This window comes from Spirosoma sp. KNUC1025 (assembly GCF_045160025.1).
Taxonomy (GTDB): Bacteria; Bacteroidota; Bacteroidia; order Cytophagales; family Spirosomataceae; genus Spirosoma.
Genome location: NZ_CP087139.1, coordinates 1,432,434 through 1,458,812, shown reverse-complemented (window position 1 = coordinate 1,458,812; position 26,379 = coordinate 1,432,434). Strand labels below are relative to the sequence as shown.

The window sequence follows — 26,379 nt, the reverse complement described above, 5'->3', positions numbered from 1 at the left end:
GGTCATTCACCATTAGCTAAATAGCTAACTAACGTGCGCATGATATTGGGTTCTCGTACCCGTATTGTGTGGACTGTTTACCAACCCGTTGGATTCGGAACACAAATGGTCTCTACTGACGTTGGCTCAACCTGTTATGAGAGTGTTGGTTTGGGCGTGTGGTGTCGGTTTCTCAAAACCGACATTTGGCGGCAGCAATCCGTGTCGGTTTTGAGAAACCGACACCACGAAACCCGACTTGACTAGTTACGCCCAAACTTTGGTGCCTTCTGTGCAGTTGCGGCACATTTCGATTTCGGAGCGAGAGCGTAGTAAGGTTTGCCGAAAGTTTTGATAAGCAGCGCCCTGCCAGAGATCAGCAAAGGATTGTGTTTGCAGATCGCCCATTCGATGATGGGCGTCCTTATCGAAACAGCAGGGAACCACAAGGCCATCCCAGGTAATAACGCAGGAGTGCCACATTTTCCAGCAGTGATCACCGAAGCCATTTTTGATCCGATACGTACCGTCAGACTGGGTGGCATACCGACTATACTGGTCTATGGTTGGCATCAGATCAGAACCGTGTTCGTAATCATAAATCTGGGCCGTTTTCAGACCTACTTCATCGACTCCTAACTCGCGGGCCAGTTTTCTTACTTCAGCAATCTGATGCTCATTGGGTTTTACGACCAGAAACTGAAACACAACATGGGGCGTCCGGGATTTCAGTTCCTTTTTCCAGCGCAGAATATTTTTCGTGCCTTCCAGTACCTTCTCCAGCTTTCCCCCTACCCGATACTGCTGATAGACTTCCTGAGTGGTACCATCAATGGAAATGATCAAGCGGTCAAGCCCAGATTCTACCGTTTTGCGGGCATTTGCATCTGTCAGATAATGGGCATTGGTGCTGGTGGCCGTATAAATGTTCCGATCAGTAGCGTACCGTACCAGATCCAGAAATTGCGGATGCAGATAAGGCTCTCCCTGAAAATAAAAGATCAGATACAGGAGCGTTTCGTGAAGTTCGTCGATAGTACGTTTGTAAAGTTCTTCGCCCAGCATCCCGGTCGGGCGGGTAAACGAACGTAAGCCACTGGGGCATTCGGGGCAGCGTAAATTACAGGACGTTGTTGGCTCAAAAGATACAGACATTGGCAAGCCTCGCTGTGCAGGTCGACCGGTTTGTCTGGCAACGTAATAACTCGACAACACCTTCAGCGCATTAGCTACGCGTTTAGGCGTCAGTTTCGACGCAAAATTAAGGCCATCGGCTACGTTACGATTCATGTTTACAAAGGTACATCCGAAAGTGCTCAGGAAACACGTTTTTCAGAATACGGACAATGATGCTGGCAGACAGGTAAGCAAGGTTCGCTCAGGGCTTCGTCAGCTTCCAGATGCGGCACTCATCTTCGTCAAAAACAATTTCTCCGGCAGGTATTTCCGGAATAACGCTGGATAACTTACCTGTCATACTGGCAGCAAAAGCGTAGCCCGGCGTAGACGTGTCCGGCGTAGATTCGCTATGCCTCCAGGCAATGTAGTTCGTTCCGGCATCGGGAGCAACCAGCCATTTCGTTTCTTTGCCAGCAATTCCAGGCCAGATCTGTTCGGCAAATGCCCGTATTCGGCCAATAGCGGCAAACTGATCGGCATTCTCCCCCATACGAATGGTTCGTGAGTCACTTTGTCGGGCTGCCGGTCGTCTTCTATCCGAAAAACGTAAAGCTTGCTATATTCTTCATTAGCTCCTCGTTTTTCGTGCAGATTACGTACCTCAAAGCCTAACCCAACGTAGCTTGGCATATCGGTCAAAAACAAGGCCGTGAAATACCGGAACAGATTGCCCGTTCGATAAAACTCATCAAAGCGGGGATCATCTTTATCGGCGGTTATTACGGTAAAGTTCGGGGCAAACCGGCGCGTTTTCAGATGCGAATAGTAATCCGCAAACTGACGCTTAAATTCCGTGGAGCCCACCACCATCGATTGCAAATCACCCAGCGTCGAGTCGGCTTCTATGGCTTCCAGATGGTCACATTCGTCGCCGTATCCCATGGTATTGGGCGGAGCCAGGAACGTCTCGGCAAAAAACGCAAAGTAAGGTACTCCATGCCGCTGTACGTATTTTTTGATCGCTCGTAGCGGATCATAATACTCATCAATGACGGTTGGTACGCCCTCCGGTCGCATTTGTACGTGAGCCATGTCGCCCCGCATGAAATCGAAATTATAAGCTCGCTGGCAATCAGCCACTTTCCGGCAAATGTATTCCCAGGCGGGTAAATTGGGCCGGTTAAAATCAAGCTCCCAGTTCTGGTTGTTGTCTTTCGATTCATAGAACCGATACCGCGCCAGCGGACCAAATACCCTCGACATCGCTTCAGGTTTATCGAAAGCGTACTGATACCAGACTTGCCCGAAGTCGTCAACGGTATAATCGTTTTCGTCAATATGCAAGCCGCGGTAGGGCGGGGCCATCGTCATCGGTAACGTTTCGAAACCCTGGGCCGTGAGATGCCGGATCAAGGCAACCCGGCGGTTCAGTCGCCCAATGTAATCATGCGGCTGACCGAACAAGATTCGCAGGCGCTTGTCGTCGGTCAGAATCGCCATATCTGTCGAAAAAAGATGTCTTTTCCACAGGTTAAGGGCGTACCGTCTGCTGAGCCACGAAATTTCAGAAACTGCCAGATGGCTTCTTCAACGTAACGATATACCAGACTGGAATGATCGGCCAGATTGGCTGGTTTCCCTGCTTTTTCATCCCGTTGCACCCATTCGAACAGGTTAGGGCAAGCCAGTACCATTTCCGAAAAACGGTCCGTATGCGGAATAACATCCATGCCCACCGTGCGACCCATGGCGTGCAGCAGATTGACGACTACTTTAAGCTGTTTTTCAACCGAATCGAGCGCCGGAACGTAACGAGCCAGTTCTACATCGAAAAACTCAGGATTGATCTGCCAGCTTACCATGCCGTACAGACTCCCCACAACGCCCGGTTCCCAAATAGGTAATAAGTGAATACTATCGTGGCTGGCAGGTAGAGTCAGCACGTAATCAATCACATTCCAGAACGAGCCTATGGTCCGGACGTTAATGCCTACCATATTGCTCCGTTTGAGCCACGACCCATCCTCATAATTTCTTACCGGGCTGGGGATGGTTTCCGCCGGGTTCAAGGCATGCCGCAACGTATCATTACCCAGTCGTTTATGGAGAATATCCAGCGTCTGATAAACAGAAAACCGCACGGCATCCTGTGGCAATAACCCGGCAATAAACGATTGACGGCCCATCTGATAAGCTTCAGTATGGGCCAGGTATTGTTGATACCATTTGTCTTGTAGATCAGTGATAGACGTTGACATAGGGCAAATGTAAACCCATTTCACAAAACCAAACACATCTTCTTCGACCACCCTGATAAGGGCAAAACCTTACCCAACAACCAAATTCTTTACCGTCAGTCGGTGTGTGGATAATAAAAATAAGGAAACGTCCTGGCTATTCGCTTATGCACCGCACCTAGTACGTTCGAAGCACCTTTAGCCGGTGATTTTTATTCAGACGGATGTGTGGATTACTAATAATGTGAAACAGGGCACCGCTCAGAACCAGCGCCCCAACCACTGGAAACGTATTGCTATAAATTCCACGATTGTTCACAACGTCGGCCAGCAAGTACACTCCGCCGGCAATGGGAAAGAGCGTACCGGCTGCCGTTATGAACGGAATTCGACGATGAAGATAAACAGTTTTTACTTCATCGAAACGAAACGTAACGGGTTCATCGCGATTCATCACTTCATTGGCCATTAATACGCTGAACGTACTGTCGGTTACATCATACAGTTCCTCACGGTATTTTTCACCCCGCGCTTTAAAATGCATTTCGTCACCAACGAAAAACCGGTATCGGCGAAACCCGCCAAGCGTATGGTTTACATCCAGAGCCAGATACCGCGACGGTCTTAACAGGGCGGTATAAGCCGTTCCTCTACGTTGCAGGAGTTGTTCGGTCGTAAGCGTATCCTGCGGCTGTGCACAGACGACCGTTGTGAACAGAAAAAAAGGAAAAATTAGGTGGGAAGTAGATACCATACGGCAGGTAGGTTTACTTAGGTTATAAATCATAAACGATGAGCTTTGTTTGGATACCTGTCCGCTAAAATCACCATTTTAAACAACATTTAACAAATGATCTCTTATCTACCTTTGCGGACATGATTACAGCAAACCGACTCAGAACATTTACAGAACAAATTTTTATAGCCATCGGCTGTTCCGAAACGGATGCCCGCCTGGCGGCTGACGTACTCGTTAGCGCCGATCTGCGGGGCGTCGACTCACATGGCGTTGCCCGGCTGCCGGGTTACGTCCGGCTTTATGATATTGGCCGTTTGAATCCGCAGCCGCATATAAAAGTGGTACACGAAACGCCATCCACGGCGGTTGTTGATGGCGACCGTGGCCTGGGGCTGGTGGTTGGCCCGTGGGCGATGAAGGTGGCTATCGAGAAAGCCCGTATCGCTGGCACGGGTTGGGTGGCTGTACGCAATTCCAATCATTTTGGCATAGCGGGTTACCACGCCTTGCTGGCGGCAGAGCAGGATATGATCGGACAGGCCATGACTCACGCAGCCCCACTCGTAGCCCCCACATTTTCGCTGGATAAATTACTGGGAACCAACCCGATAGCTGTAGCGATTCCGGCCGCCACCGAACCTACGTTTCTGGCTGATTTTGCCTCTACGGCCGTCGCTTACGGAAAGCTTGAAATACTTCAGCGTAAAGGGCAGGACATTCCGCTCGGCTGGGCACAAAATGCGGATGGACAACCTACCACCGATGCAAATGCCATACGTAACGGTGGGGCACTGCTTCCACTCGGCACCGACCGCGAACACGGCTCCCACAAAGGCTATGGGTTAGGCGCGGTGGTCGATATTTTTTCGGGCGTACTGTCGGGAGCAAACTATGGCCCCTGGGTCCCGCCTTTTGCGACAGCTGGGTTTATGCAGGCGAATGAAGGCGTGGGTATTGGAACGGGGCATTTTTTCGGGGCTATGCGTATCGACGCGTTTCGTCCGGCCGGTGAGTTCAAAATTCATATGGATACGTGGATTCAGCGGTTCCGGCAGGCTAAGGCCGTTGAGGGGCAGCGGGTGCTGATTCCCGGTGATCCAGAGCGCGAAATGGAAGCAGAACGGTTAGCCACTGGAATCCCGGTGGTAGAGCCCGTTATAAAAAGTCTGAATGAGTTGGGCGAGCGGTTTGGCGTAACCCTGTAATGCAAACTTCCAGTCAATTAGTTAGTTTCTAATTAGGCGGACTACGGTTCGTATCACTTAATACGGCTTATAAATGAATTATCGAAAACTTGGCAAAACAGGGTTTACCATTTCCGAAATCAGTTTGGGTACCTGGCAGGTGGGGGGCAAATGGGGCGATCCGTTTAGCCATAGCAATGCCGACCGCATTCTCAACGAAGCAGTTGATGCCGGAATTAATTTTATCGATACGGCCGATGTGTATGGTGATGGCGAAAGCGAAAAAGCCGTCGGGCGACTCGTGCGTTCCCGAACCGAGCGAATTTACGTAGCGACAAAATGCGGCCGTCGCCTTCGGCCACACACCAACGAAGCGTATCAGCCTGCCGTATTACGTGCTTTTGTGGAGGATAGCCTTCGGAATATGGGTCTGGAAACACTTGATTTGATTCAACTGCACTGCCCGCCTACGGATGTGTATTACCGACCAGAAATTTTTGAGGAATTTGATCGCCTGAAAGATGAAGGAAAGATTCTAAACCTGGGCGTAAGCGTAGAAAAAGTGGAGGAAGGTCTGAAAGCCATTGAGTTTCCGAACGTAACGACGGTCCAGATTATCTTTAATATGTTTCGGCAACGCCCGGCTGAGCTGTTTTTCACCGAAGCACAACGTCGCGACATCGGTATTATCGTTCGGGTGCCGCTGGCAAGTGGTTTATTGACGGGGAAATTTAAAGCAGACACCGCTTTTTCGGCAGAAGACCACCGCAACTTCAACCGCGAAGGAGCCGCTTTCGACAAAGGTGAAACGTTCTCGGGCGTAAACTACGAAACGGGCTTAGCCGCCGTTGACGAACTGCGGTCTGTGTTTTCAAACGACGGTAATTTAGCGCCCGATGCACTACGTTGGATTTTAATGTTTGATGCCGTAAGCTGCATTATTCCGGGTGCTTCCAAACCTGATCAGCTACCCTCCAATCTGGAAGCAACTCAGCGCCCCGCATTGGCTTCTGAACAGATGGATGCGGTGAAACGTATCTACGATGAACGGATCAAAAACCCAGTTCATTATTTATGGTAAGTGTTCAGTTTCCAAAATAGACCAAAAAGCCTACGAATCGGTTTGAATAGATAGCGGCTCAGTATGTCCTGTCTGTGAAGTCAGGTTTGAGAACCTGACTTCACAGACAGGACATACTGATGAATAAGAGTCGGATTTTCTATGGAAGAAGTTATTTTCCAAAATAGACCTGAAAGCCCAGACTTATATTCAGGGCTTTAGGAATGTTGGGCGTCAAGGCATTCGTACTGCCTGCCACGAGTGAATTGACTACTCCCGTGTTTCCACCCGTGTAGGTCAGTGCAAAATCAAAACTTACCGACCTGTTTATGAAAAAAGCGACCCCACCTGTTAGTCCATAAAGCGCATCTGCACTAGAGCTGGATGAGTTATTGCTCGATACGGACGTATTGATTACACCGACTGATCCACCAAAAAACGGTTTTATCTGAGACGAACCGATATAGTACCGTAAAAAGGGCGATATACCGATCTGCGTAATGTTGGTGCCACCTGAGCCGACATAAAAGATTGGTATTCCGGCTCCTACTACCAGGCCGTCGCTTACAAACCAGCCGTATGCTGGCTGAAGGCCAATAATTGTACCTGATCCACCCGAGGTTGGAATAACAATATTGCCGACCTGTACACCAGCCAAACGTCTGCCTTTTTCCGTTTGCGCCATTACGGTTGATAAGGCAATCAATACAAACGCAGATATCAACAACGCCTTCTTCATTGTTATCATTTAGTTGAGTTAGTATAACCACAACTCTATGAAATAGCCAATAGTTTATAGTAATTCACTGAATAATAACAAAAAAAGACCCAGCCAGGAGCGGGTCTTTTTTTGTTTTAGCTATCGTAAACTTAATCCTTACTACGGCTACCAGAACACGAATCGATAGACCTGAACCAGCAGATCAATGACCATGTCCGCCGGGACCACGTCTTGGCCGACGCGTTGAATCACCAGGTGTGATATGATGCGTCGTGTCGCCAGGCGCGTGAAAATGAGTCGAATCCCTGGGTGGGTGATGATGCGTTGAGTCGCCAGGTACGTGATGAGCAGAATCGCCAGGCATATGCTTCGGTCTGCCGCTTACTTCTTTCACAAACGTACCATCTGCATTAAATACCAGTAGCTTTACAACGCTACTGACAGTGATTGCGACCAGATAGCGGCCCTGGTCGTCTTTTCTGGCATCCTTGATAGTGGCTCCAGCATAATTTGTGCTGATGTACGACGTAACGGCGGCAGGCAAAGTCGAAACATCTACGGTGGTTAGGTTATGCGGCCCGGTAACGGTTCCGCTCGTCACTGAACTCGACCGCGCCGATCCGTCGGTCGTAGTCGGATCAACCGCATTGTTGTTACAGGCATTTATCCCCACGACCAAAGCCACCATGCAACTGAACACAAAGAGTGTTTTCATAAAACTAATGGTTATTGTTGTTAAATAATGAAATAGGAGAAAGCCCCGATGGCTTTGTTCATCAACCTAATCCTCCGTACGCCATGAGTATTAATACTGTTGCATTTCCTGAAAAAAAGATGACAAAACCGGCAAAATCGCGTAAATGGGGGCTATCCTCCTGAAAAGAGATTAAAAAGTAGATAGGTAACCAAGGATCTCTTTAACAGATTAGGCACTTATCTCTGCTTTTCAGATCAACTGCTGTCAACGAATAATTAGGCAGTATGTTATGTATTCTGAGTTTACAGCGTTTTATTTGCAAAGTAACCCTCCACCCGGTATTATATTTGGCTAGTGTGCCCTTAGAAAATACATTGTTTCATGAAAAAGCAAAAAACCAATCAGTCTCAGTCGCAGACACTTAATGGGATGACCCAATCGCAGGGTCAGCTTTCTGCCAACTTTTCTTTTACCGATTACCAGACTGAGAACTTTTTTGATGAAATGTTTGCCACTGAAACGCAGGTGCGATCTGGCTATCTGCCTTTCCGCGAACGCGTTGAGCAACTGACACGGGAAGATCTGATTGGGCGTCAGCACGCAGCCGAACGGGCTTTAATGAGTATGGGCATTACGTTCAACGTCTATTCTGAAGGCGAAGGAACGGAACGTATTATGCCCATTGACATCATTCCGCGCGTGATTGAATCGGCCGAATGGAACCGGCTCGAAGAGGGCCTCATTCAGCGGATTAAAGCGTTGAACATGTTTCTGGATGATGTGTATAACGAGCAGAACATTCTGAACGAAGGCATTGTCCCCCGCGATCTGATTGAATCCAGCAAATCGTTTTTAACGCCTTGCCTGGGCGTAAGACCGCCTAAAGGAATCTGGTGTCATATTACCGGAACCGACCTTATACGGGGAGAAGATGGACAGTTTATGGTATTGGAAGACAACCTTCGCTGTCCGTCGGGCGTTTCGTATATGCTTGAGAATCGGGAGCTTATCAAACAGACATTCCCTGAAGTGCTGGTTAAAACGGGCGTTCGACCTGTTTCTGATTATCCGACACGGCTGCTTCAAATGCTTCAGTTTATTGCCGATCGGCCCAACCCTACCGTGGTGGTACTGACGCCCGGCATTTACAATTCCGCCTATTTTGAACATTCTTACCTGGCTCAGCAGATGGGCGTCGAACTGGTCGAAGCCCGCGATCTGGTTGTTTCGGGCGGGTACGTTAAAATGCGAACCACAAAAGGGTTTCAGATTGTGGATGTTATTTATCGACGTATTGACGATACGTTCCTTGACCCGCAGGCATTCAATCCGGATTCGATGATTGGGGTGCCGGGTATTTTTGATGTTTATAAAAAAGGGCGGGTAGCCCTGGCAAATGCACCCGGTACGGGTGTAGCCGATGATAAAGTGATTTATGCCTACGTACCACGTATCATCAAGTATTATCTGAACGAAGAGCCAATCATTCCCAACGTGCGTACTTATATCTGCCGTGAAGAGGAAGATTGCAAATACGTATTAGAGAACATTGAGCAACTGGTTGTGAAAGAAGCCAATGAAGCCGGCGGCTACGGAATGTTGATCGGGCCTAAAGCGACGCCTGAAGACCATGAGCTGTTCCGTAAAAAAATTCAGGAAAATCCGCGTAACTACATCGCTCAGCCAACTATTTCGCTGTCGAGAGTGCCTTGCCTCGTGGGCGATCATGCCGAAGGAAGACACGTAGATTTGCGGCCTTACATTCTTTATGGAGATGGGGTCAACGTGATTCCTGGTGGTTTGACTCGGGTTGCTCTTCGCAAAGGGTCGCTCGTTGTTAATTCGTCGCAGGGCGGTGGCGGTAAAGATACATGGGTATTATATTAAGCAGCCGTAAGTCTATTCAGTTTAGAGTCGTAAATGGTTAATTTGAATGGCACGAATACACGGCATTATACCGAACAGACTTCCGCATTTTGAATACACTTTTTACCGCATAAATCGTTGTAGATAAAAATAAAGATTTCTATGCGGTTGGTTTATACTATTGGACTTTGGGGCCTGTTTCTGGGGGTAGTGCTTTGGCCTACGCTTAGTCGGGCTACACACGTACGAGCGGGGGAGATTACCACGAAACGAATTTCTCAAACTTCGCTTACCTATGAGATTACATTTACAGCCTATTATGACGAGGTAAAAGGAAAGCAGGCAGCGGATCAGGCTACTGAATACACAATGTGTTTTGGCGACGGGACAACCGCGGTTGTTAAACGCCGGGAACCTCGTACGTATATTAATGGCCGTACCTCCTCGATCAACGTCTATAAGATCGTTCATACGTACCCAGGGCCAGGCGCCTATACCATCGGTATCACCGTACCTAACCGAAATAAAGACACGCAGAACTTACCGCCACCAGGCAACTCTGATCAGATTCGTTTCTTTGTCTCGTCTACCATTTATATCAATGCGGCTCTGCTGACCAACTCAACACCCGTTATGCTCAATCCTCCTCTGGATTCGGGACGGGTGGGCCAGAAGTTCTGCCACAATCCAGCCGCTTTTGATGCCGACGGTGATAGCCTGGCTTTCCGGCTTAGCGTTCCAGCAACAAGCCTGACTGACAACGGATGTAGCGGTCGGGCAATACCTGCATACCAGGACCCTACTCAATTTAGTACGTCCAGCGAAGCCGGTGGGGCACCTACCTTTTTGATCAACCCCTCCACGGGTGAACTCTGCTGGGATGCCCCCGGCCGGGAAGGTCAGTACAACTTCGCCTTCATCGTTGAAGAATGGCGAAATGGGGTGTTGATTGGCGAGATCACCCGCGACATGCAGATCATCGTCACTGACTCGCCTAACAAGCGACCCTTAATCAATCCCATTCCCGACCTTTGTGTAGAGGCCGGTACGCTCATCAACCAGCCCGTTACGGCTACTGACCCAGATGGTAACCGGGTTATCATCAACGGCTTTGGGGGCGTATTCAATGTCGGGCCCGATGGGGCACCGCTGGCGCCTGCCGAGCTGATTCAGCCTGCCTACGCCCAGCTAACCAATGGGGGATTGACCCAGAATCAACCTGCTACGGCTGTTTTCCGCTGGCAAACCAACTGCACTCAGTTGCGGGACCAGCCTTACGATGTCACCTTTAAAGTCACCGACGTACCAGCCAGAGGTACGCCTTCGCTGGTTTCTTTCCAGACGTTCCGGATTCGGCTGGTGGGTCCTTCGATCAAGAACCTGACAGCCAGAGCCACCGCCACTACCAGCGGGCGAGCCATCCAGCTAAGCTGGGATGCGTATACCTGTGGATCACCGGGCACTACCATTAGCATCTACCGCAAAGAGGGTTGCGAGCCGATCACCATCCCTGCCTGTACGACAGGACCGCCAGCGGGTTACACAAAAATCGCGGAAGTGCCTTCGACGGCAACGACCTATACCGACACCAGCAGTTTGCGCCGGGGTGTTAGCTATTCCTACCGGGTTGTGGCTTTCTATCCGGATGTGAACGGAGGCTTCAATGGGGGCGCCAGTATTGCCTCCCAGCAGGCTTGTCTGGAATTACCCCTGCTGGCACCCGTACTGACCCAGGTGACGGTTGACAGTACGTCAGCTCAGCGGGGTCAGATCACCGTACGCTGGACACGGCCCCTGGGCTTGAATCCGGGGGATTTGCAGGGCCCCTATCAGTATCGGCTTCAGCGCGCTACCGGGTTGGCGGGTACCGACTTCACGCCCATCGCGACCATCAATACGTCGCTACAGGCTGGAGTGGCCGATACGGTCTATGTTGACCGGGGCAGCTCGACAACCGCTCTGAATACCGAGACCAATGCTTATCGCTACCGGCTGGAGTTTTACTATACGAGCAATGGTCAGCTGACCCGGCTCGACGTGACCGACCCGGCCTCGTCCGTCCGCCTGGCAGCCGCGCCCGCCAACCGCCAGATCACCCTCACCTGGCAGGCCAACACCCCCTGGAGCAACGATAACCAGACCCACGACATCTACCGCAGCCGCAGCGGACCCAATGGGCCCTTTAACAAAATCCGGGAAGTGCAGGTCACCACCCCCACCTACACCTTCAATGACGATGGCAGCGATACCTTCCTGGCCGACGGCAACACCAGCCGGGTGCTTTCGGCCGATTCGAGCTACTGCTACCGGGTTATGACCCGAGGCCGCTATACCGACACCCAACTCACCCGACTGGGCATCCTGACCAATTACAGCCAGATTTTCTGTGCTTCTCCTGGTGACACGACCAAACCCTGCCCACCGGTGCTTAGCCTGGATTCACTCAACTGCGCCAGTCTGAGCCCCGAAAGCTTCTGTGATCAGACCAGTTTCACCAACAAGCTGAGCTGGCGGCCCACTACGGGTCCTACCTGCGATGCCAACATTGCCAGCTACAAGATTTATTATGGTCGCTACCGGCAGGATACGCTCAGTGCCCTGACCAGTGTCAATGCCCCCACGCTTACGTTTGAGCATGGGAGCCTGACGACTGTATCGGGTTGTTACTACGTAACGGCGGTGAGCAAGCGGGGGCTGGAGAGTGGTCCTTCCAACAAGGTCTGCAATGATGCCTGTCCCAGTCTGGTGTTGCCCAATGTGTTCACCCCCAACGGGGATGGCAGGAATGATCAGTTTGTACCCTTCAAGTGTCCCCGATTCGTGGAGCAGATCGAGTTTGTGGTCTTTAACCGGTGGGGGGCCAAGGTCTATGAGGTGACGAGTGCGAGTCTGGCCTGGGATGGTCGCAGCAAGGAGGGGGTGGAGCTGCCCAGTGGTCTGTACTACTATCAGGCCACGGTACACTACGCCCTGGTGGACCGCAACGCCCCTCCTCAGGTGCTCAAAGGCTGGGTACAGATTCTCAGAGAAAACGTTACGATCCGATAAACGAGAGAAGGCCGGTTTTGAACCGGCCTTCTCTGTTATTTCATATTGTGATAAACTGTCTGAACATCGTCGTCCTCTTCGATTCGCTCAATAAGTTTTTCTACGTCGGCGGCTTCGTCATCCGTCAACTCTTTATAGTCGTTCGGAATTCGTTCAAATTCAGCCTGCTTGATGTCGAAGCCTTTTTCTTCCAGAAATTTCTGAATGCTGCCAAAAGCGGTGAACTCACCGTAGATGATTAGCTGGTCAGTGTCTTCATCATACTCAATTTCATCACCCCCAACATCAATCAATTCGAATTCAAGCTCTTCCTGATTGACGCCTTCTGCCGGAATCCGAAAGACCGACTTACGTTCGAACATAAAGTCCAGCATGCCCTGCGTCCCCAGGCTACCGCCGAGCTTGTTTAGATAGCTCCGAACATTAGCGACCGTACGGTTGTGGTTGTCGGTAGCCGTTTCGATGACGAGTGCAATGCCGTGTGGCGCATACGCTTCATATACGATTTCCTTATAATCTTCCTGCTCTTTCGATGAAGCCTTTTTGATGGCACGATCCACGTTTTCTTTCGGCATGTTAGCCGCTTTAGCGTTCTGGATCACCGCCCGCAGACGGCCATTTGAGTCAGGGTCAGGACCGCCACTTTTGACAGCCATGACAATATCTTTACCAATTCGGGTGAAGGTCTTGGCCATTTGCCCCCACCGCTTCATTTTGCGCGCCTTCCGATATTCAAACGCTCTTCCCATTGTTTTTACGATTTTCGGTATCCAATATCCGGTTTATAGTTGACGGCAAGTCAGTGTCTGCACGACCGTTTATATAAACCAAATACCAAGCCCCTATACTTGTTGCTCAATAACTTCTGAATTCAATACTGAAATATCTACCTGACCACGTAGCAAATCCTCAAAGGTTTCGCGCTGACGAATAAGATAGGCCGCTCCTTCGTATACCAGCACTTCAGCCGGACGCAGACGAGCATTATAATTGGATGACATGCTGAACCCATAGGCTCCGGCATTCTCAAACGACAGAACATCCCCCGGCCGAACTTCGGGCAAGGTGCGGTCTGTTGCGAACGTATCCGTTTCGCAGATGTAGCCGACCACAGTGTACATTTTGGGGTCGCCCGCCGGGTTTGAAATATTTTTGATGTCGTGGTACGCATCGTACATCATTGGTCGGATCAGGTGGTTCAATCCCGAATCTACCGCTACAAACGTACGGGTTGGGTTTTCCTTGACAATGTTGGTTCGAACCAGTAGATGACCGCTTTCGCTCACCAGAAATTTACCCGGCTCAAACCATAGCTCCAGGTTACGCCCGTATTGCTGGCAAAACTTCTGAAAAGCAGCCGATACCTGACGGCCTAATTCAGCCACGTCCGTAATATGATCGCCTTCTTTGTAAGCTACTTTGAATCCACTGCCAAAATCAATGAATGTCAGGTCAGGATAGTCGCTGGCAAGGTCGAATAATACGTCGGCGCCTTTCAAAAAGGCATTCGCGTTTTTGAAGTCAGAACCCGTGTGAATATGTAAGCCAGCTACCCGTATCTGATATTTTTCCACAATGGCGCGCATGGTAGGCCGTTGCAGAATGGAAATGCCAAATTTAGAATCGGCGTGGCCTGTCGAAATTTTAATGTTGCCACCTTCGCTGATGTGTGGGTTAATCCGAATGCTAACCGGCACCTGACTCCCGTACTGCTCACCAACCCATTCGAGCAGCGGCAGGCTGTCGACGTTCAGTTGCAACCCTAGCTCAATGGCTTCCCGAATTTCGTCGAAGGATACACCACTGGGTGTAAACATGATCTGCCCCGGCTCAAATCCGGCTAGCATCCCCATTCGGGCTTCATTGACCGAAACCGAATCCATTTCAACGCCCTGCTGCCGCATTAATTTTAGAATCGATACGTTCGTGAGTGCTTTCGCTGCGTATTTTATCCGTAGATTAACACCGGTAAAAGCGGACCGGAGCAAGCCAATTTTTTCAATAATTTTGTCAGCGTCATAAACGTACAGAGGTAAACCGAACTCCTCGGCGATTGTCAGTACGTCGACCCCCTGAATTGTGTATCGTTGGTTTGAGAGTTGCATATTTTCAGTAAACGAGCCGCAAAATTACGCCATCTTCCAGCATGTACAAAATTCATCTGCTACTGTTATTACTCACGTTATCAGTTCCCTTCAATCTGTTTGGGCAACAGGCATCGGTAAAGAAGCCTGCCGCTGCCCGAATTGCCTCAAATGCGGCTGCCAAATCCATCAATCTGCAATCGGGACCGATGGTCGGGTACTCGGAAATGCGTGAGGTAATGCTTTGGGTACAAACCAAAAAAGCAGCTCGTGTGCAGATACGTTACCACGAAACTGGTAAACAGACGCCTGTGCATCTGACCAACGAAGTTCAAACCAACCGGCAAACGGTTTTTACCGCCCACCTGCTCGCCGACCTGGTGGAACCCGGCAAAAAGTACGAATACGACCTGTTGATAGAGGGCCAGAAGGTGAGCCTGCCCTACCCGACCCAGTTTCAGACCCAAAATCTATGGCAGTGGCGGACCGACCCACCGGCGTTTCGGTTCGCCGTCGGAAGCTGCACATACGTCAACGAACCTGACGTCGACCGGCCCGGCAAGCCCTATGGCGGTGGTTATGAAATTTTTTCGGCAATGACTGCTCAAAAACCAGACTTCATGATCTGGACCGGCGACAATACGTACACGCGTGAAGTGGACTGGAACACCCGCTCGGGCGTATTAAGGCGCTATACCCACACCCGCTCATTGCCTGAAATGCAGCCGCTGCTAGCCAGTACGCACAATTACGCAACCTGGGATGATCATGACTTTGGCCCAAACGATGCCGATCGCTCATATTGGCTCAAACCCGTTACGCTCGAAGCCTTTAAACTGTTCTGGACGAACCCGAACTACGTTTTTTCGGAAGGATGCGCGGGTACGTTTTTCTGGAACGACTGCCAGTTTTTTCTGCTTGACGACCGCACATTCCGGGCGCCAAACGATATGCCAGACGGCCCCGCCAAAGATTATTTTGGCGAGAAACAAATGCAATGGCTACTCGATGCGCTGACATTCAGCCACGCTACGTTTAAGTTTATCGTGACGGGCGGTCAGATTGTAAATCCAACTAAAGCTTTCGAAAATTATTCTACTTACGGCACCGAACGTGACCGTCTTTTTAAAGCCATTAGCGAATCAAAAATTCCGGGGATTTTGTTTATCACCGGCGACCGTCACCATTCCATTTTGCATAAGCTGGACCGCTCGGGTACGTATCCGCTTTATGACCTGACCGTTTCACCCCTGACCTCTTCTGTTGCACAGCCCCGCGCTGACGAACTCAAGCAGCCGACTTATGTTGACGGTACGTTGGTTACAGAGCGAAATTTTGGGCTGTTGAGTGTCAGCGGTCCGAGTAACGACCGGGTGCTGAACATCAAGGTTTTAGACCAGAAAGGCACCGAACGCTGGAGCCGTGATCTACGCGCCAGCGAATTAAAATGAGTAGTTATGCGGTTGGCCATGGTCTTCTTAAGCAGTCGTTGACCATATTCATATAACTTCACTAATCCAACTCCTTATTATTCATGACTATACAGGCATTTCCTGACCACGATACGCTATCACAATATACAGCCGAACACATAGCGGCTCTCATCAATCGGAAGCCCGATGCGTTGCTGTGCCTGGCTTCGGGCGATACACCTATCGAAACGTATCATCGGTTTGTGGCATTGGCTCAGGATGAACGCGTCGATGTAAGCCGCTGTACGTTTGTGGGTCTTGACGAATGGGTTGGCTTTGGCCCCGACGATGCCGGAAGCTGTTCGTTTTACGTGTTTCGTGATCTGTTCACTCCGCTGAAGCTGCGTGCCGATCAGATTCATGTTTTTAACGCAAAAGCCGATAATCTTGCGGCTGAATGCGCCCGTATTGACGCGTTGATTGACGCACGGGGTGGGTTGGATTTATTGCTTGTGGGGATGGGTATGAACGGCCACATTGCGCTGAATGAGCCGGGAACTCTCTTCAATTTGGGTTGTCATGTCGTTGAATTGGCCGAAAGCACCAAAACCGTAGGTCAGAAATATTTTACTCAGGAAACAACGCTTACGCAAGGTATCACCCTCGGCTTACGGCACCTGACCCAAGCCCACGAGGTCATTTTGATGGTGAGCGGGGCTAAAAAAGCCCCTACTCTGCGTGATGCTCTAAAAGGGCCAGTCAGCGAACAGCTTCCGGCCAGTATTCTGCAAAATCAGCCCAACGCGCAGGTCTGGATAGACGAAGCCGCCGGAAGTTTGCTTTGAATGTAGGCTTTATGGGTTGAAGTTTGTAGTTTAAGGTTCACGGGCCGATTTCAGGATTAACGTAACGCGCCTGAACCCATGAATTATCAACCTGAAACATAAACCGTCAACCTGTTTGCCTACTACGTCTATCTCTCTACAAGCCCCTGCTTCCCGTCGAACGGAAATTCTGGCCGGTATCTCAACGTTTCTGGCCACGATGTACATCATCGTTGTGAATCCGGCTATTTTGAGTCAGTCGGGTTTGCCGTTTAGTGGCGTAGTAACCGCTACGGTACTGCTGTCTTTTTTTTGCAGCTTAATGATGGGGCTCTATGCCCGCAACCCGATTGTGGTTGCGCCGGGCATGGGGATGAATGCATTCTTTACGTTCACCGCCGTAAAAAGCCTGGGTATTCGCCCGGAAGTTGCCTTAGGTGCCGTTTTTTGGGCCGGTACCTTATTTTTGCTTCTGTCTGTATTAAATGTCAGGTCTGCCATTGTCAGAATTATTCCACAGCCCATCCGGTACGCGGTTTCGGCTGGCATCGGTTTGTTTATTACGTTGATCGGCTTTGAAAACGCTAAGTTCATCGTAGCAAATCCAGCAACATTGGTCAGCATTGCCCATTTCAATGACCCCATTATCCTGACATTTGTGTTTGGATTACTGCTCACGGGCGTACTCGTTGTCCGCGACGTACCGGGCGCTATCATCATCGGTATTGTGCTGACTACCGTAGCGGCCTGGCCCATCGGGCGTTTCTGGGGCGATGCGTCGGCAGTTAATTTCGGTCAGAAAACACTGGTCAATTTTCAGGGTATTCTGGCCGCTCCCGATTTTTCACTGATTGGGAAATTAGATCTGATCGGTTCATTATCCTGGTCGCTCTGGCCGGTTATTTTTGCCTTTGCCTTTACCGATCTATTCGACAGTCTTTCCACCTTTGTGGGCGTAGCCGAAGCGGGCAATCTGGAAGGTCCTGACGGTCAGCCACGAAACCTGAATCAATCACTTCTGACCGATGCCGTAGCAACAACCCTGGCTGGTTTGCTCGGCACAAGTCCTGGCACAGCCTATATCGAATCGGCAGTAGGCATTGCGCAGGGTGGTCGAACCGGGCTGACAGCCATTGTTGCCGGCTGCTGCTTTCTGCCGTTTCTGTTTCTATCGCCGTTGTTGTCGATTATTCCCTCGATAGCTACGGCCCCCGCGCTGGTATTGGTTGGCGCATTCATGATGAAGCCCGTTACCCGTATCAACTGGACACAATTAGATGATGCCCTGCCCGCTTTTCTGGCTCTCGTTCTGATTCCGTTCAGCTATTCGATCACGCAGGGGTTAATTTGGGGGTTTCTGACCTGGACGATCATCAAAGTTGCTGTGGGCAAACGTACCCAAGTACCACTCGGCTTATGGATTATCGATATTTTTTGCGTGCTGGCCTTGACCGCCGGACATTAGTTTAACGCTTTATCAGGAGTATATGAATAAACGGCTTTCGATCCCGACATTTCTTTTCATCTTTTCCCTTATTTATTCCTCTTCCGGTTTTGCCCAACGCTACAAGCCTAAGCCTATTACGGGTTTATTAGGTGCGTTCGGCGCTGAAGTCGCTCTGGTGAAGGAAACACTAAAAAAGCCCAAAACGATTGTAGTTGATGGCGTTACGTTTACTTGCGGACGTATCGGCAAACAACGTATCGTTGTGGCCGAAACGGGCATTGGGAAAGTTAATGCCGCCATGACCACAACGCTCATGCTCGATCATTTCCGGCCTAAGCAGATTTTGTTTACGGGCATTGCGGGGGGCACAAACCCCGATCTGCAACCCGGTGATATTGTCATTGCCGGCCAAACGGCGCATCACGACTACGGCTCGATTACTGATAAGAACACGCCAACGAGGCAAACGCGCAACGCGATTACCAAACAGTTTAACCCCGTATATTTCCCGGCCGATTCGATGCTGATGCATTTAGCCGAGAACGTAGTAAAAACGGTAAAGCTGGAAGGCATTCCGCTGGCGTCGGGCGGTGTATCGGATCGCCCCGTCAAGGTAATAACGGGTACGGTCGTAACAGGCGATGTATTCGTCGCTTCGCCCGAAAAAGGAAAAAGCTTACGAGCTGATTTTAAAGCCGATGCAACCGAGATGGAAGGAGCGGCCGTAGCGCAGGTCTGCTATCAGCTTCAGGTGCCCCACCTCATCATTCGCAGCCTGAGCGACCGAGCCGACGCCGAAGCCCATATTGCGTACGACAAGTTTTATCCCACAGCCGCCCGGAACTCCGCCAACGTAGTGATTGCCATTGTGAAAGCGTTGTAAAGCTTTCTGAACACAGAAATGCCGGGTAATTTCGACTCTGACATCAGCTTAATGAAAACCGGGGATGTAAACAGTACAGCGTATTCCTCGTTCTCATAAGTAGAAGAAAGCATTGCCATTAGAAAAGCTTTCTTTATAGTTAAGGACCACAAACCCCTTTGTTTTGCTAGTTAACACCTTATCATCAACAACGTCCAACCCTTTTCGATCTTTCTGGTGGGCGGGCTTCGAGTGTACAGACCAACTTAACTGCTTTGGTAACCGCGTTGATTTACTCCGTCAAACGGGGCATCTGCAACTACTTCAGGAAGATTACGAACGGCTCGACGCCTTCCGAATACGTACCGTACGGGAAGGTATTCAATGGAGTCAGGTCGAAAAAAGAGCATATCAATACGACTGGAGCGTAATTGAACAAATGCTGACGGTAGGTCATCGGCAGGGAATTCAGCAGGTTTGGGACCTTTGTCATTTCGGCTATCCCGACGACCTGACACCCCTTCACCCCATGTTTGCCCGGCGTTTTGCGGCTCTTTGCCGAGCGTTCATCCGCTTTTATCGCGACCGTTATCCCGACGAAACATTGATCATAACCCCCATCAACGAAGTGAGTTTTATGTCGTGGCTGGGGGTGATGTGCGCGGTACGTCGCCTTACTGCACAAAGCAGGGATGGGAAGTAAAGCTGGGGCTGATGCGGGCGTACATTGAAGGGGTTGCGGCCATGCGGGAAATCGACCCGACTGTTCGTATCCTGACAACGGAACCTTTGGTGCAGATGGTACCGCCTTTAAACGCTACTGAACAACAGCTTATCAAAGCTGCTATTTCCGACGAAAATCAATTTCAGTCGGTCGATATGCTCGCTGGTTATATAGCTCCCGAATTAGGTGGCTCGCCCGATTACCTCGATATTATCGGTTTTAATTATTACTACAACAACCAGTGGATTGAAGGAACAGGTACGTTTCTGGGCTGGAATGATGCTATTCCGGACCCACGCTGGCTTCCTCTTCGGCATTTGCTCACAAAAGGATATCGGCGCTACAACCGGCCTATTGCGCTGACTGAAACCAGCCATCCGGGTATTGATCGGCCTGTCTGGATTGATATGATCGGGCGGGAATGTGCAGCGGTTGTCAAGGCAGGCGTACCTCTCTGGGGTGCCTGTATCTACCCAATTGTTGACCGTCCCGACTGGGATCACCTCGATCACTGGCACCGTTCGGGGCTTTGGGATGCTGATTTATCCATGAATCCGCCCGGTCGGGTTTTGTATGAACCGTATGCTAACGCTTTGATACAGACACAAATGCGCCTAAAAGATGTATCTTTCGAAACAGATCCACTTTTGAATTTGTAGCATTTGATACGCCGGATGACATGCTGGCAGAATTACGAAATAATCAGCGTGCAGTCGACCGGGAGTTGACGAGCGTAACAGATTGTCAAAAGATCAGTATTGTGACCGTAAAATCTGCTATACTTGAGTTATTAACGCGAATGGCTTTTACTCTGAATTTTATTTAAACGCTACTTCTGTCAAAACGGTGTAGATCATGAAATTACAACTCGTTATTACCTGCCTGTCAATCCTATGTCTGCTTACGGTGGCGTGCAAGTCAGCAAAGACGGCGGGCATTTCATTGACAAACACACACTGGATTCTGGTCGAAGTAAATGGCCAGCCCGTAATCCATGCGGGTTTAAACAAAGAGGCTTCTCTTCAGCTCGCACCCGAAGGCAATAAACTTACTGGCTCAACTAGCTGTAACCGAATGTTTGGTACGTATACGCTATCCGGTAACGAAAAAATTCAGTTTAGTGGCATCGGTTCCACCCGAATGGCATGTCCGGATATGAGTACGGAAACTGCTTTTTTGAAAGCTCTGGAAGCAACCAATTCCTATGGCATTTCCGGAAAGGAATTACTGCTGAAAAATGACAGGAATGTAGTGGCTCGTCTACGCGTTGAATCGTTTTAAGGGCCACAATCGCTACGCTGTTAATCCATCAACCACCTTCCTCTTTTTTATGAAATCACTCACTACGTTTCTTCTGCTTTTTGCCTTATCAGCTACGCTGTTTGGCCAGAAACTTAAACCTGGTTTTGATAAGGCAGAGTACATCGAACTTCTCAAAGTATCGGCGCAATTCGGTGGCCCTTCCTACATCAGTGCTTTTCCGAAACCTCAGCAGTATGAGTTTGTTTACCGATCTCCAATTGTTGGGCTGGAAAACATGTGGGATTTATGGGCTAATAATCAGGGCGTTGCCGTTCTCAGCCTTCGCGGTACAACGGCCAATAGCGTAAGCTGGCTTGCGAATATGTATGCCGCTATGGTACCGGCTAAGGGCGAGTTACAGCTTAGCGAAACGGACAAATTTACGTACGATCTGGCTTCGCACCCGCAGGCAGCTGTGCATGTAGGCTGGCTAATCAGTACCGCATTTCTGGCAAGAGATATTCTCCCCAGGCTGGACTCCTGTTACAAAAAAGGAATTAAAGATGTGATTATCATGGGACACAGTCAGGGCGGAGCTATTGCTTTTTTATTGACTGCTTACCTGAAAAGCTTACAAAAGCAGGCCAAGCTTCCGGCCGATATTCAGTTTAAGACGTATTGCAGCGCAGGACCCAAGCCCGGCAACCTGTATTTCGCTTATGAATACGAAGCCGCTACCCAAAGCGGCTGGGCGTACAATGTGGTAAACTCTGCCGACTGGGTGCCCGAAGTACCGCTGACCGTACAGACCGTCAATGATTTTAATCCGACTAACCCGTTTGCGGGCGCGCCTGCCATGATAAAAAAACAGAAGTTGATTAAGCGAATTGCCCTGAAGTATGCTTATAACAGCCTGAGCAAGCCATCACTGAAAGCGCAGAAAAACTACCAGAAGTATCTGGGTAAAATAGCCTCCAGTACGGTCAGAAAGAATTTAAACGGGTACGTACCGCCCGAATATTACAATAGCAACGACTACGTCAGAACCGGTAATACAATTGTGCTTTTAGCCGACAGCGCTTACTTTCAGAAATACCCCGACAGCAAGGAGAATATTTTTATTCACCATTTTCATCCGCCTTATCTGAACCTGGCCGAGAAGTTGCCTGATAAATAAAGTATTCGTCGGGAAGGTGGAGCGCCCTTGGCAGAGTATCAATTCTATAGATACAATTGCACCATCTTTTGCCAATCTTCGGCCTGATGCGCCCGGCCATCCCACATAAATAAGTCGTGGTTTATATTTTTATTCCAAAGCGTTTCGCTCAGGGTAAGATTACTGTGCATAAATGGGTCCTCTACACCGATGGTAAGCACAATATTCATTCGACGTAAATGGTCCAGAACGGTATCGTCGGTCAGATTGGGCAGAAAGTGATTCGGGCTGTGGAAATAAATCTCCTCATCGTAATAATCGTCGAATAACCCGCGAAACTCGGCTACGGGCTCCGACAGACTGTACCGCCCGCTGAAAGCAACAATTTTGCCAAACCACTGCGGATGCCGGAGGGCTATATTCACAGCATGGTAAGCGCCCAGGCTACAGCCATGCGAAATCATAAAAGGCTGAGGATTTTTAAGCCGGGAGAAAGGTAATATTTCGTTCAGAATGTACTGCTCGTACTGCCCATGCCGTCGGATGCGGTCGGAGGGGGAAGCGTACCGATTATAAACGCTCTCCCGATCAACACTATCGACACAAAACAGTTGCAGCCATCCGTTTTCCAGCTGTTCAGCCAGAGCCTGAACTAGGCCCAGATCTTCATATTCATGAAATCGGCCGCGACGCGTTGGGAAAACAAGTACACGCGCACCAGCATGCCCAAAAATGAGCATTTCCATGTCACGATTTAGATTGGGACTGTACCATTTATGGTACTCACGAAGCATATCGGTAACTTTAAGTGCTCGTGAAATTGCAACATTTACCGCAAATTATAGCAGAGAATGAGTGAAGAAATTGTTAAAATTTCGGGACTTGATGCAACGCATTTTGCCATGCCTGATAGCCTGCCGGACTTAGATGTAAACCATCTTTTTCGAAGAATTCCGGACGGGGCTGCCCGTTGGGCCCCAGCAGGGGCGTTGTCATATCCACGTACTGATAATTTGCTTTTTGCTCAATCTCTTTTTGAATCAGTTCATTAGCGTACCGAATCTGACTGGCGATTCCCCAGCGTACGGGGCTGATCTTTATGGACAGAAAGGAAACAGATACGTCGGGCATCCATTTGTTCATTTTTTCGGCAAAGGCACAAAAAAACAGATAGACTTCTTCGGCATGGCGGCCGTCGCCCAGATCGTTATCCCCCGCATAAAACACGACGGATTTAGGCATGGCGGGTACGAGTAACCGCTCGAAAAACCAGGCACAAGCTGCCAGCGTTGACCCGCCGAATCCTAAATTGACCGTATTTATCTGCGGAAAATCTCGCGCCAGTGACGCCCAAAGTCGAACAGAGGAACTACCATAGAAAACAACTCGATCTGTAGCCGGTGGCAGCGAAGCCAGTTTACTTTCCAATTGCCGCACTTCGGCTTCATACCAAACCATACGCTAACTAACCTTACTGGCTTAAACGGATTGTAGATGTTGTTTTTATTTCAGTAGTTATTCCCGCACTTGTCATCCATTTACGGATAATATTAGCCAGTGGCCGGAATTCAATCAGAAAACCGTCGTGTCCATACAGAGAATCGATTTCTTCATAAACAGCATCCGGAATATGACGCGCCAGAAACTGCTGTTCGGAGGGCGGAAACAACAAATCCGAGCGAATGCCCACTACCAGTGTACGAGCTTTAATCTGACCTAGTGCATTCAGAATACTCCCCCGATTTCGGCCCACATTGTGCGAATCCATCACCTTGGTGAGCGTCCAATACGTAAAGGCATTGAAACGATCCGCCAGTTTTTCGCCTTGATAACGCTGATACCCAGCGGCCTTATAACCATCCAACTGCTCGTTGTTGTCCAGCGCCTGCGTAAACCCATACGTATCATAGTTCCGGTACGAAATCATCGCCATGGCCCGGGCGGCTTTCATGCCCGCCTGCCCGGCATCGTCCCGTCGTTCAGTCCAGGTGGGGTCGGCTTCAATAGCCATTCGCTGTGCTTCGTTGAAGGCAATACACCAGGGCGACGCTACAGCACTGGCAGCAATCAGCACCAGATTACGAATCAGATTGGGCTGGAGAATAGCCCACTCAACGGCCTGTTCGCCCCCCACTGATCCGCCAATACAGGTGTGAATGGTTTCGATGCCCAGTTCCTGACGTAACAAATCCAGCGTACCAACAATATCGCGAATGGTAAGTGCCGGGAAGTCATGGTAAAACGGCTGCCTGGATACTGGACTTATTGACAGCGGCCCCGTTGAGCCGTAGCAGGAACCAAGCACGTTTACACAAACAATAAAATACTGTTCGGGATCGAAATACTTGCCCGGGCCAACCATACCGCCCCACCAGTCACCTGCATCAGCGTTTCCCGTTAGGGCATGACATACCCAAACCACATTCGATTGATCTGGATTGAGGGTGCCGCGTGTGGTGTAAGCCAGCCGGAAGCTCGGCAGGCTCTCGCCCGATTCAAGCGGGAACGAATATTTATAATCGAAATACTGGAGGCTCAATTGAAAAAAGTTTACGGTTTAGGGCTTACTGTTTAATACATCTAGTAAAACAGCAAGCCTAAACCAAACCAAAACTACGTCAATACCGGCTCTGCGATTTGGGCAAACGCCTGTTCAAAGTCGGCTTTAATATCATCAAAGTGTTCAGTACCCGCCGAAACACGTAGCAGACCCAGTTCAACACCGGCGCTGGCCTGGTCCTGTTCGCTAAGTTGCTGATGGGTAGTAGCCGCCGGGTGAATAATGAGCGTTTTGGAATCACCCACGTTGGCTAGATGACTCACTAATTTCAGGCTGTTTACAAACCGGTCAGCCGCGTCTTTATCACCTTTTACCTTGAACGTAAACACCCCACCAAAGCCCCGTTTCAGGTATTTGTTGGCAAGGTCATGATAGGGACTGGTAAGCAGTCCCGGATAATTAACTCGTTCAACCTGTTCGTGCTGTTCGAGCCATTGAGCCAGCGCCAGCGCATTCTGTACCGTTCGGTCGACACGTAGCGACAAGGTTTCCAGGCCCTGCAACAGCAGAAATGAGTTAAACGGACTGATAGCCGGTCCCCAATCGCGCAGACCTTCAACGCGGGCGCGAATGATGAACTGGATGTTCCCAAACGGGCCACCAACGCCAAAGACATCGCTGAACACCAGTCCATGATACCCTTCCGCTGGCTCGCTGAACTGCGGGAATTTGCCGTTACCCCAGTTATAGTTACCACCATCGACAATTACCCCACCAATGCTTGTACCATGACCGCCAATCCATTTGGTTGCCGACTCAACCACTACGGCGGCTCCGTGCTCGATCGGGCGGAACAGGTACCCGCCTGCGCCGAACGTATTATCGACAATCAATGGTAAGTCATGCTCTTTGGCGAGCGCAGCAAAGGCATCGAAATCAGGGACGTTAAATTCGGGATTGCCAATCGTTTCAAGATAAATGGCCTTCGTCTTGCCATCAATCAGTTTCGCAAATGCTTCTGGGCTGTTTCCTTCGGCAAAGCGGGCATCGACACCCAGCCGTTTGAACGAAACCTTAAACTGATTGTAGGTTCCTCCATAGAGGTAAGAGGTTGTCACAAAATTGTCGCCTGCGCTTAAGATGTTGTTGAGGGCTATAAACTGAGCGGCCTGTCCGGACGCCACCGCCAAGGCCGCTACTCCGCCCTCAAGAGCCGCCATTCGTTTCTCAAATACGTCGGAGGTTGGATTCATGATCCGCGTATAAATATTCCCAAACGCTTTTAAGGCGAATAGGTCGGCGCCATGCGCGGAATCGTTAAATACGTAGGAAGTTGTCTGATAAATAGGTACCGCCCGAGCATTGGTAGCTGAATCGGGTTCCTGTCCAGCGTGTAACTGGAGCGTATCAAAATGGAGTTGTGCCATGAGCGATGAGGTTATGTATTTGGGGTTAGAATCAATCAGCACTAACTAAGA

21 protein-coding genes and 2 pseudogenes are annotated in these 26,379 nt (G+C 49.9%); 12 read left to right on the top strand and 11 right to left on the bottom strand.

Annotated features, from left to right (window positions below; translation table 11 throughout):
• Window positions 1-39: 39 nt before the first annotated feature.
• The gene (locus LN737_RS06490; RefSeq protein ID WP_405517241.1) at window positions 40-246 is read left to right on the top strand and encodes a hypothetical protein; all 207 of its coding nucleotides are present in this window, start codon (window positions 40-42) and stop codon (window positions 244-246) included.
• Here LN737_RS06490 and LN737_RS06485 read toward each other — a convergent pair whose 3' ends face one another.
• The 3 genes and pseudogenes from LN737_RS06485 to LN737_RS06475 form a co-directional block, all read right to left on the bottom strand.
• A complete protein-coding gene (locus tag LN737_RS06485; protein ID WP_405517240.1) occupies window positions 247-1,269 on the bottom strand; it encodes an SPASM domain-containing protein in 1,023 nt (340 codons plus the stop codon). It abuts the gene before it with no gap.
• A gap of 88 nt (window positions 1,270-1,357) precedes the next feature.
• Window positions 1,358-3,356: pseudogene (locus tag LN737_RS06480) on the bottom strand (hypothetical protein).
• A gap of 157 nt (window positions 3,357-3,513) precedes the next feature.
• Entirely contained in the window at window positions 3,514-4,089 is a 576-nt protein-coding gene (locus LN737_RS06475; RefSeq protein ID WP_405517238.1) for a hypothetical protein, read from the bottom strand.
• A gap of 122 nt (window positions 4,090-4,211) precedes the next feature.
• Between LN737_RS06475 and LN737_RS06470 the strand changes: the two genes are divergently transcribed.
• Together LN737_RS06470 and LN737_RS06465 are read left to right on the top strand one after the other, a co-directional pair.
• On the top strand, window positions 4,212-5,279 hold the full coding sequence (locus LN737_RS06470; RefSeq protein ID WP_405517236.1) for an Ldh family oxidoreductase: 1,068 nt from the start codon (window positions 4,212-4,214) through the stop codon (window positions 5,277-5,279).
• Window positions 5,280-5,352: 73 nt separating this feature from the next.
• Window positions 5,353-6,339: an aldo/keto reductase gene (locus LN737_RS06465; RefSeq protein WP_405517234.1), complete on the top strand. Its 987-nt coding sequence runs from the start codon at window positions 5,353-5,355 to the stop codon at window positions 6,337-6,339.
• 151 nt (window positions 6,340-6,490) lie between these two features.
• Here LN737_RS06465 and LN737_RS06460 read toward each other — a convergent pair whose 3' ends face one another.
• Both LN737_RS06460 and LN737_RS06455 read right to left on the bottom strand, forming a co-directional pair.
• A complete protein-coding gene (locus LN737_RS06460; RefSeq protein ID WP_405517232.1) occupies window positions 6,491-7,057 on the bottom strand; it encodes a hypothetical protein in 567 nt (188 codons plus the stop codon).
• Window positions 7,058-7,241: 184 nt separating this feature from the next.
• A complete protein-coding gene (locus LN737_RS06455; RefSeq protein ID WP_405517230.1) occupies window positions 7,242-7,754 on the bottom strand; it encodes a hypothetical protein in 513 nt (170 codons plus the stop codon).
• Window positions 7,755-8,117: 363 nt separating this feature from the next.
• On the opposite strand from LN737_RS06455, the gene LN737_RS06450 reads away from it, so the two are divergent.
• Together LN737_RS06450 and LN737_RS06445 are read left to right on the top strand one after the other, a co-directional pair.
• Window positions 8,118-9,623, top strand: a complete 1,506-nt coding sequence (locus tag LN737_RS06450) for a circularly permuted type 2 ATP-grasp protein (protein WP_405517228.1) — start codon at window positions 8,118-8,120, stop codon at window positions 9,621-9,623.
• A 141-nt stretch (window positions 9,624-9,764) separates the two neighbouring features.
• Window positions 9,765-12,650 (top strand): gliding motility-associated C-terminal domain-containing protein, encoded by a 2,886-nt coding sequence (locus LN737_RS06445; RefSeq protein ID WP_405517227.1) that lies wholly within the window; start codon window positions 9,765-9,767, stop codon window positions 12,648-12,650.
• A 35-nt stretch (window positions 12,651-12,685) separates the two neighbouring features.
• On the opposite strand, the gene LN737_RS06440 is transcribed toward LN737_RS06445, so the two are convergent.
• Both LN737_RS06440 and lysA read right to left on the bottom strand, forming a co-directional pair.
• Window positions 12,686-13,399, bottom strand: coding sequence for a YebC/PmpR family DNA-binding transcriptional regulator (locus tag LN737_RS06440; RefSeq protein ID WP_405517225.1), 714 nt, complete (start codon window positions 13,397-13,399; stop codon window positions 12,686-12,688).
• A 93-nt stretch (window positions 13,400-13,492) separates the two neighbouring features.
• On the bottom strand, window positions 13,493-14,755 hold the full coding sequence (gene lysA / locus LN737_RS06435) for a diaminopimelate decarboxylase (protein ID WP_405517223.1): 1,263 nt from the start codon (window positions 14,753-14,755) through the stop codon (window positions 13,493-13,495).
• A gap of 41 nt (window positions 14,756-14,796) precedes the next feature.
• On the opposite strand from lysA, the gene LN737_RS06430 reads away from it, so the two are divergent.
• From LN737_RS06430 to LN737_RS06400, 7 genes and pseudogenes are all read left to right on the top strand, one after another.
• On the top strand, window positions 14,797-16,185 hold the full coding sequence (locus tag LN737_RS06430; protein WP_405517221.1) for an alkaline phosphatase: 1,389 nt from the start codon (window positions 14,797-14,799) through the stop codon (window positions 16,183-16,185).
• Between the two features lie 83 nt (window positions 16,186-16,268).
• The gene (locus LN737_RS06425) at window positions 16,269-16,991 is read left to right on the top strand and encodes a glucosamine-6-phosphate deaminase (protein ID WP_405517220.1); all 723 of its coding nucleotides are present in this window, start codon (window positions 16,269-16,271) and stop codon (window positions 16,989-16,991) included.
• Window positions 16,992-17,106: 115 nt separating this feature from the next.
• The gene (locus LN737_RS06420; RefSeq protein WP_405517218.1) at window positions 17,107-18,435 is read left to right on the top strand and encodes an NCS2 family permease; all 1,329 of its coding nucleotides are present in this window, start codon (window positions 17,107-17,109) and stop codon (window positions 18,433-18,435) included.
• A 22-nt stretch (window positions 18,436-18,457) separates the two neighbouring features.
• Window positions 18,458-19,300, top strand: a complete 843-nt coding sequence (locus LN737_RS06415; protein WP_405517216.1) for a 5'-methylthioadenosine/adenosylhomocysteine nucleosidase — start codon at window positions 18,458-18,460, stop codon at window positions 19,298-19,300.
• Between the two features lie 163 nt (window positions 19,301-19,463).
• A pseudogene (locus tag LN737_RS06410) lies at window positions 19,464-20,662 on the top strand (amine oxidase).
• 196 nt (window positions 20,663-20,858) lie between these two features.
• Window positions 20,859-21,284, top strand: coding sequence for an META domain-containing protein (locus LN737_RS06405; protein ID WP_405517214.1), 426 nt, complete (start codon window positions 20,859-20,861; stop codon window positions 21,282-21,284).
• A gap of 49 nt (window positions 21,285-21,333) precedes the next feature.
• A complete protein-coding gene (locus LN737_RS06400; RefSeq protein WP_405517212.1) occupies window positions 21,334-22,422 on the top strand; it encodes a lipase family protein in 1,089 nt (362 codons plus the stop codon).
• Between the two features lie 44 nt (window positions 22,423-22,466).
• On the opposite strand, the gene LN737_RS06395 is transcribed toward LN737_RS06400, so the two are convergent.
• From LN737_RS06395 to LN737_RS06380, 4 genes are all read right to left on the bottom strand, one after another.
• Window positions 22,467-23,147 (bottom strand): esterase family protein, encoded by a 681-nt coding sequence (locus LN737_RS06395; RefSeq protein ID WP_405517209.1) that lies wholly within the window; start codon window positions 23,145-23,147, stop codon window positions 22,467-22,469.
• A 121-nt stretch (window positions 23,148-23,268) separates the two neighbouring features.
• Window positions 23,269-23,859: a GDSL-type esterase/lipase family protein gene (locus tag LN737_RS06390; protein WP_405517207.1), complete on the bottom strand. Its 591-nt coding sequence runs from the start codon at window positions 23,857-23,859 to the stop codon at window positions 23,269-23,271.
• 13 nt (window positions 23,860-23,872) lie between these two features.
• A complete protein-coding gene (gene metX / locus LN737_RS06385) occupies window positions 23,873-24,940 on the bottom strand; it encodes a homoserine O-acetyltransferase (protein WP_405517205.1) in 1,068 nt (355 codons plus the stop codon).
• A gap of 74 nt (window positions 24,941-25,014) precedes the next feature.
• Complete coding sequence (locus tag LN737_RS06380; RefSeq protein WP_405517203.1) at window positions 25,015-26,328, bottom strand: O-acetylhomoserine aminocarboxypropyltransferase/cysteine synthase family protein; 1,314 nt, start codon at window positions 26,326-26,328, stop codon at window positions 25,015-25,017.
• Window positions 26,329-26,379: the final 51 nt, after the last annotated feature.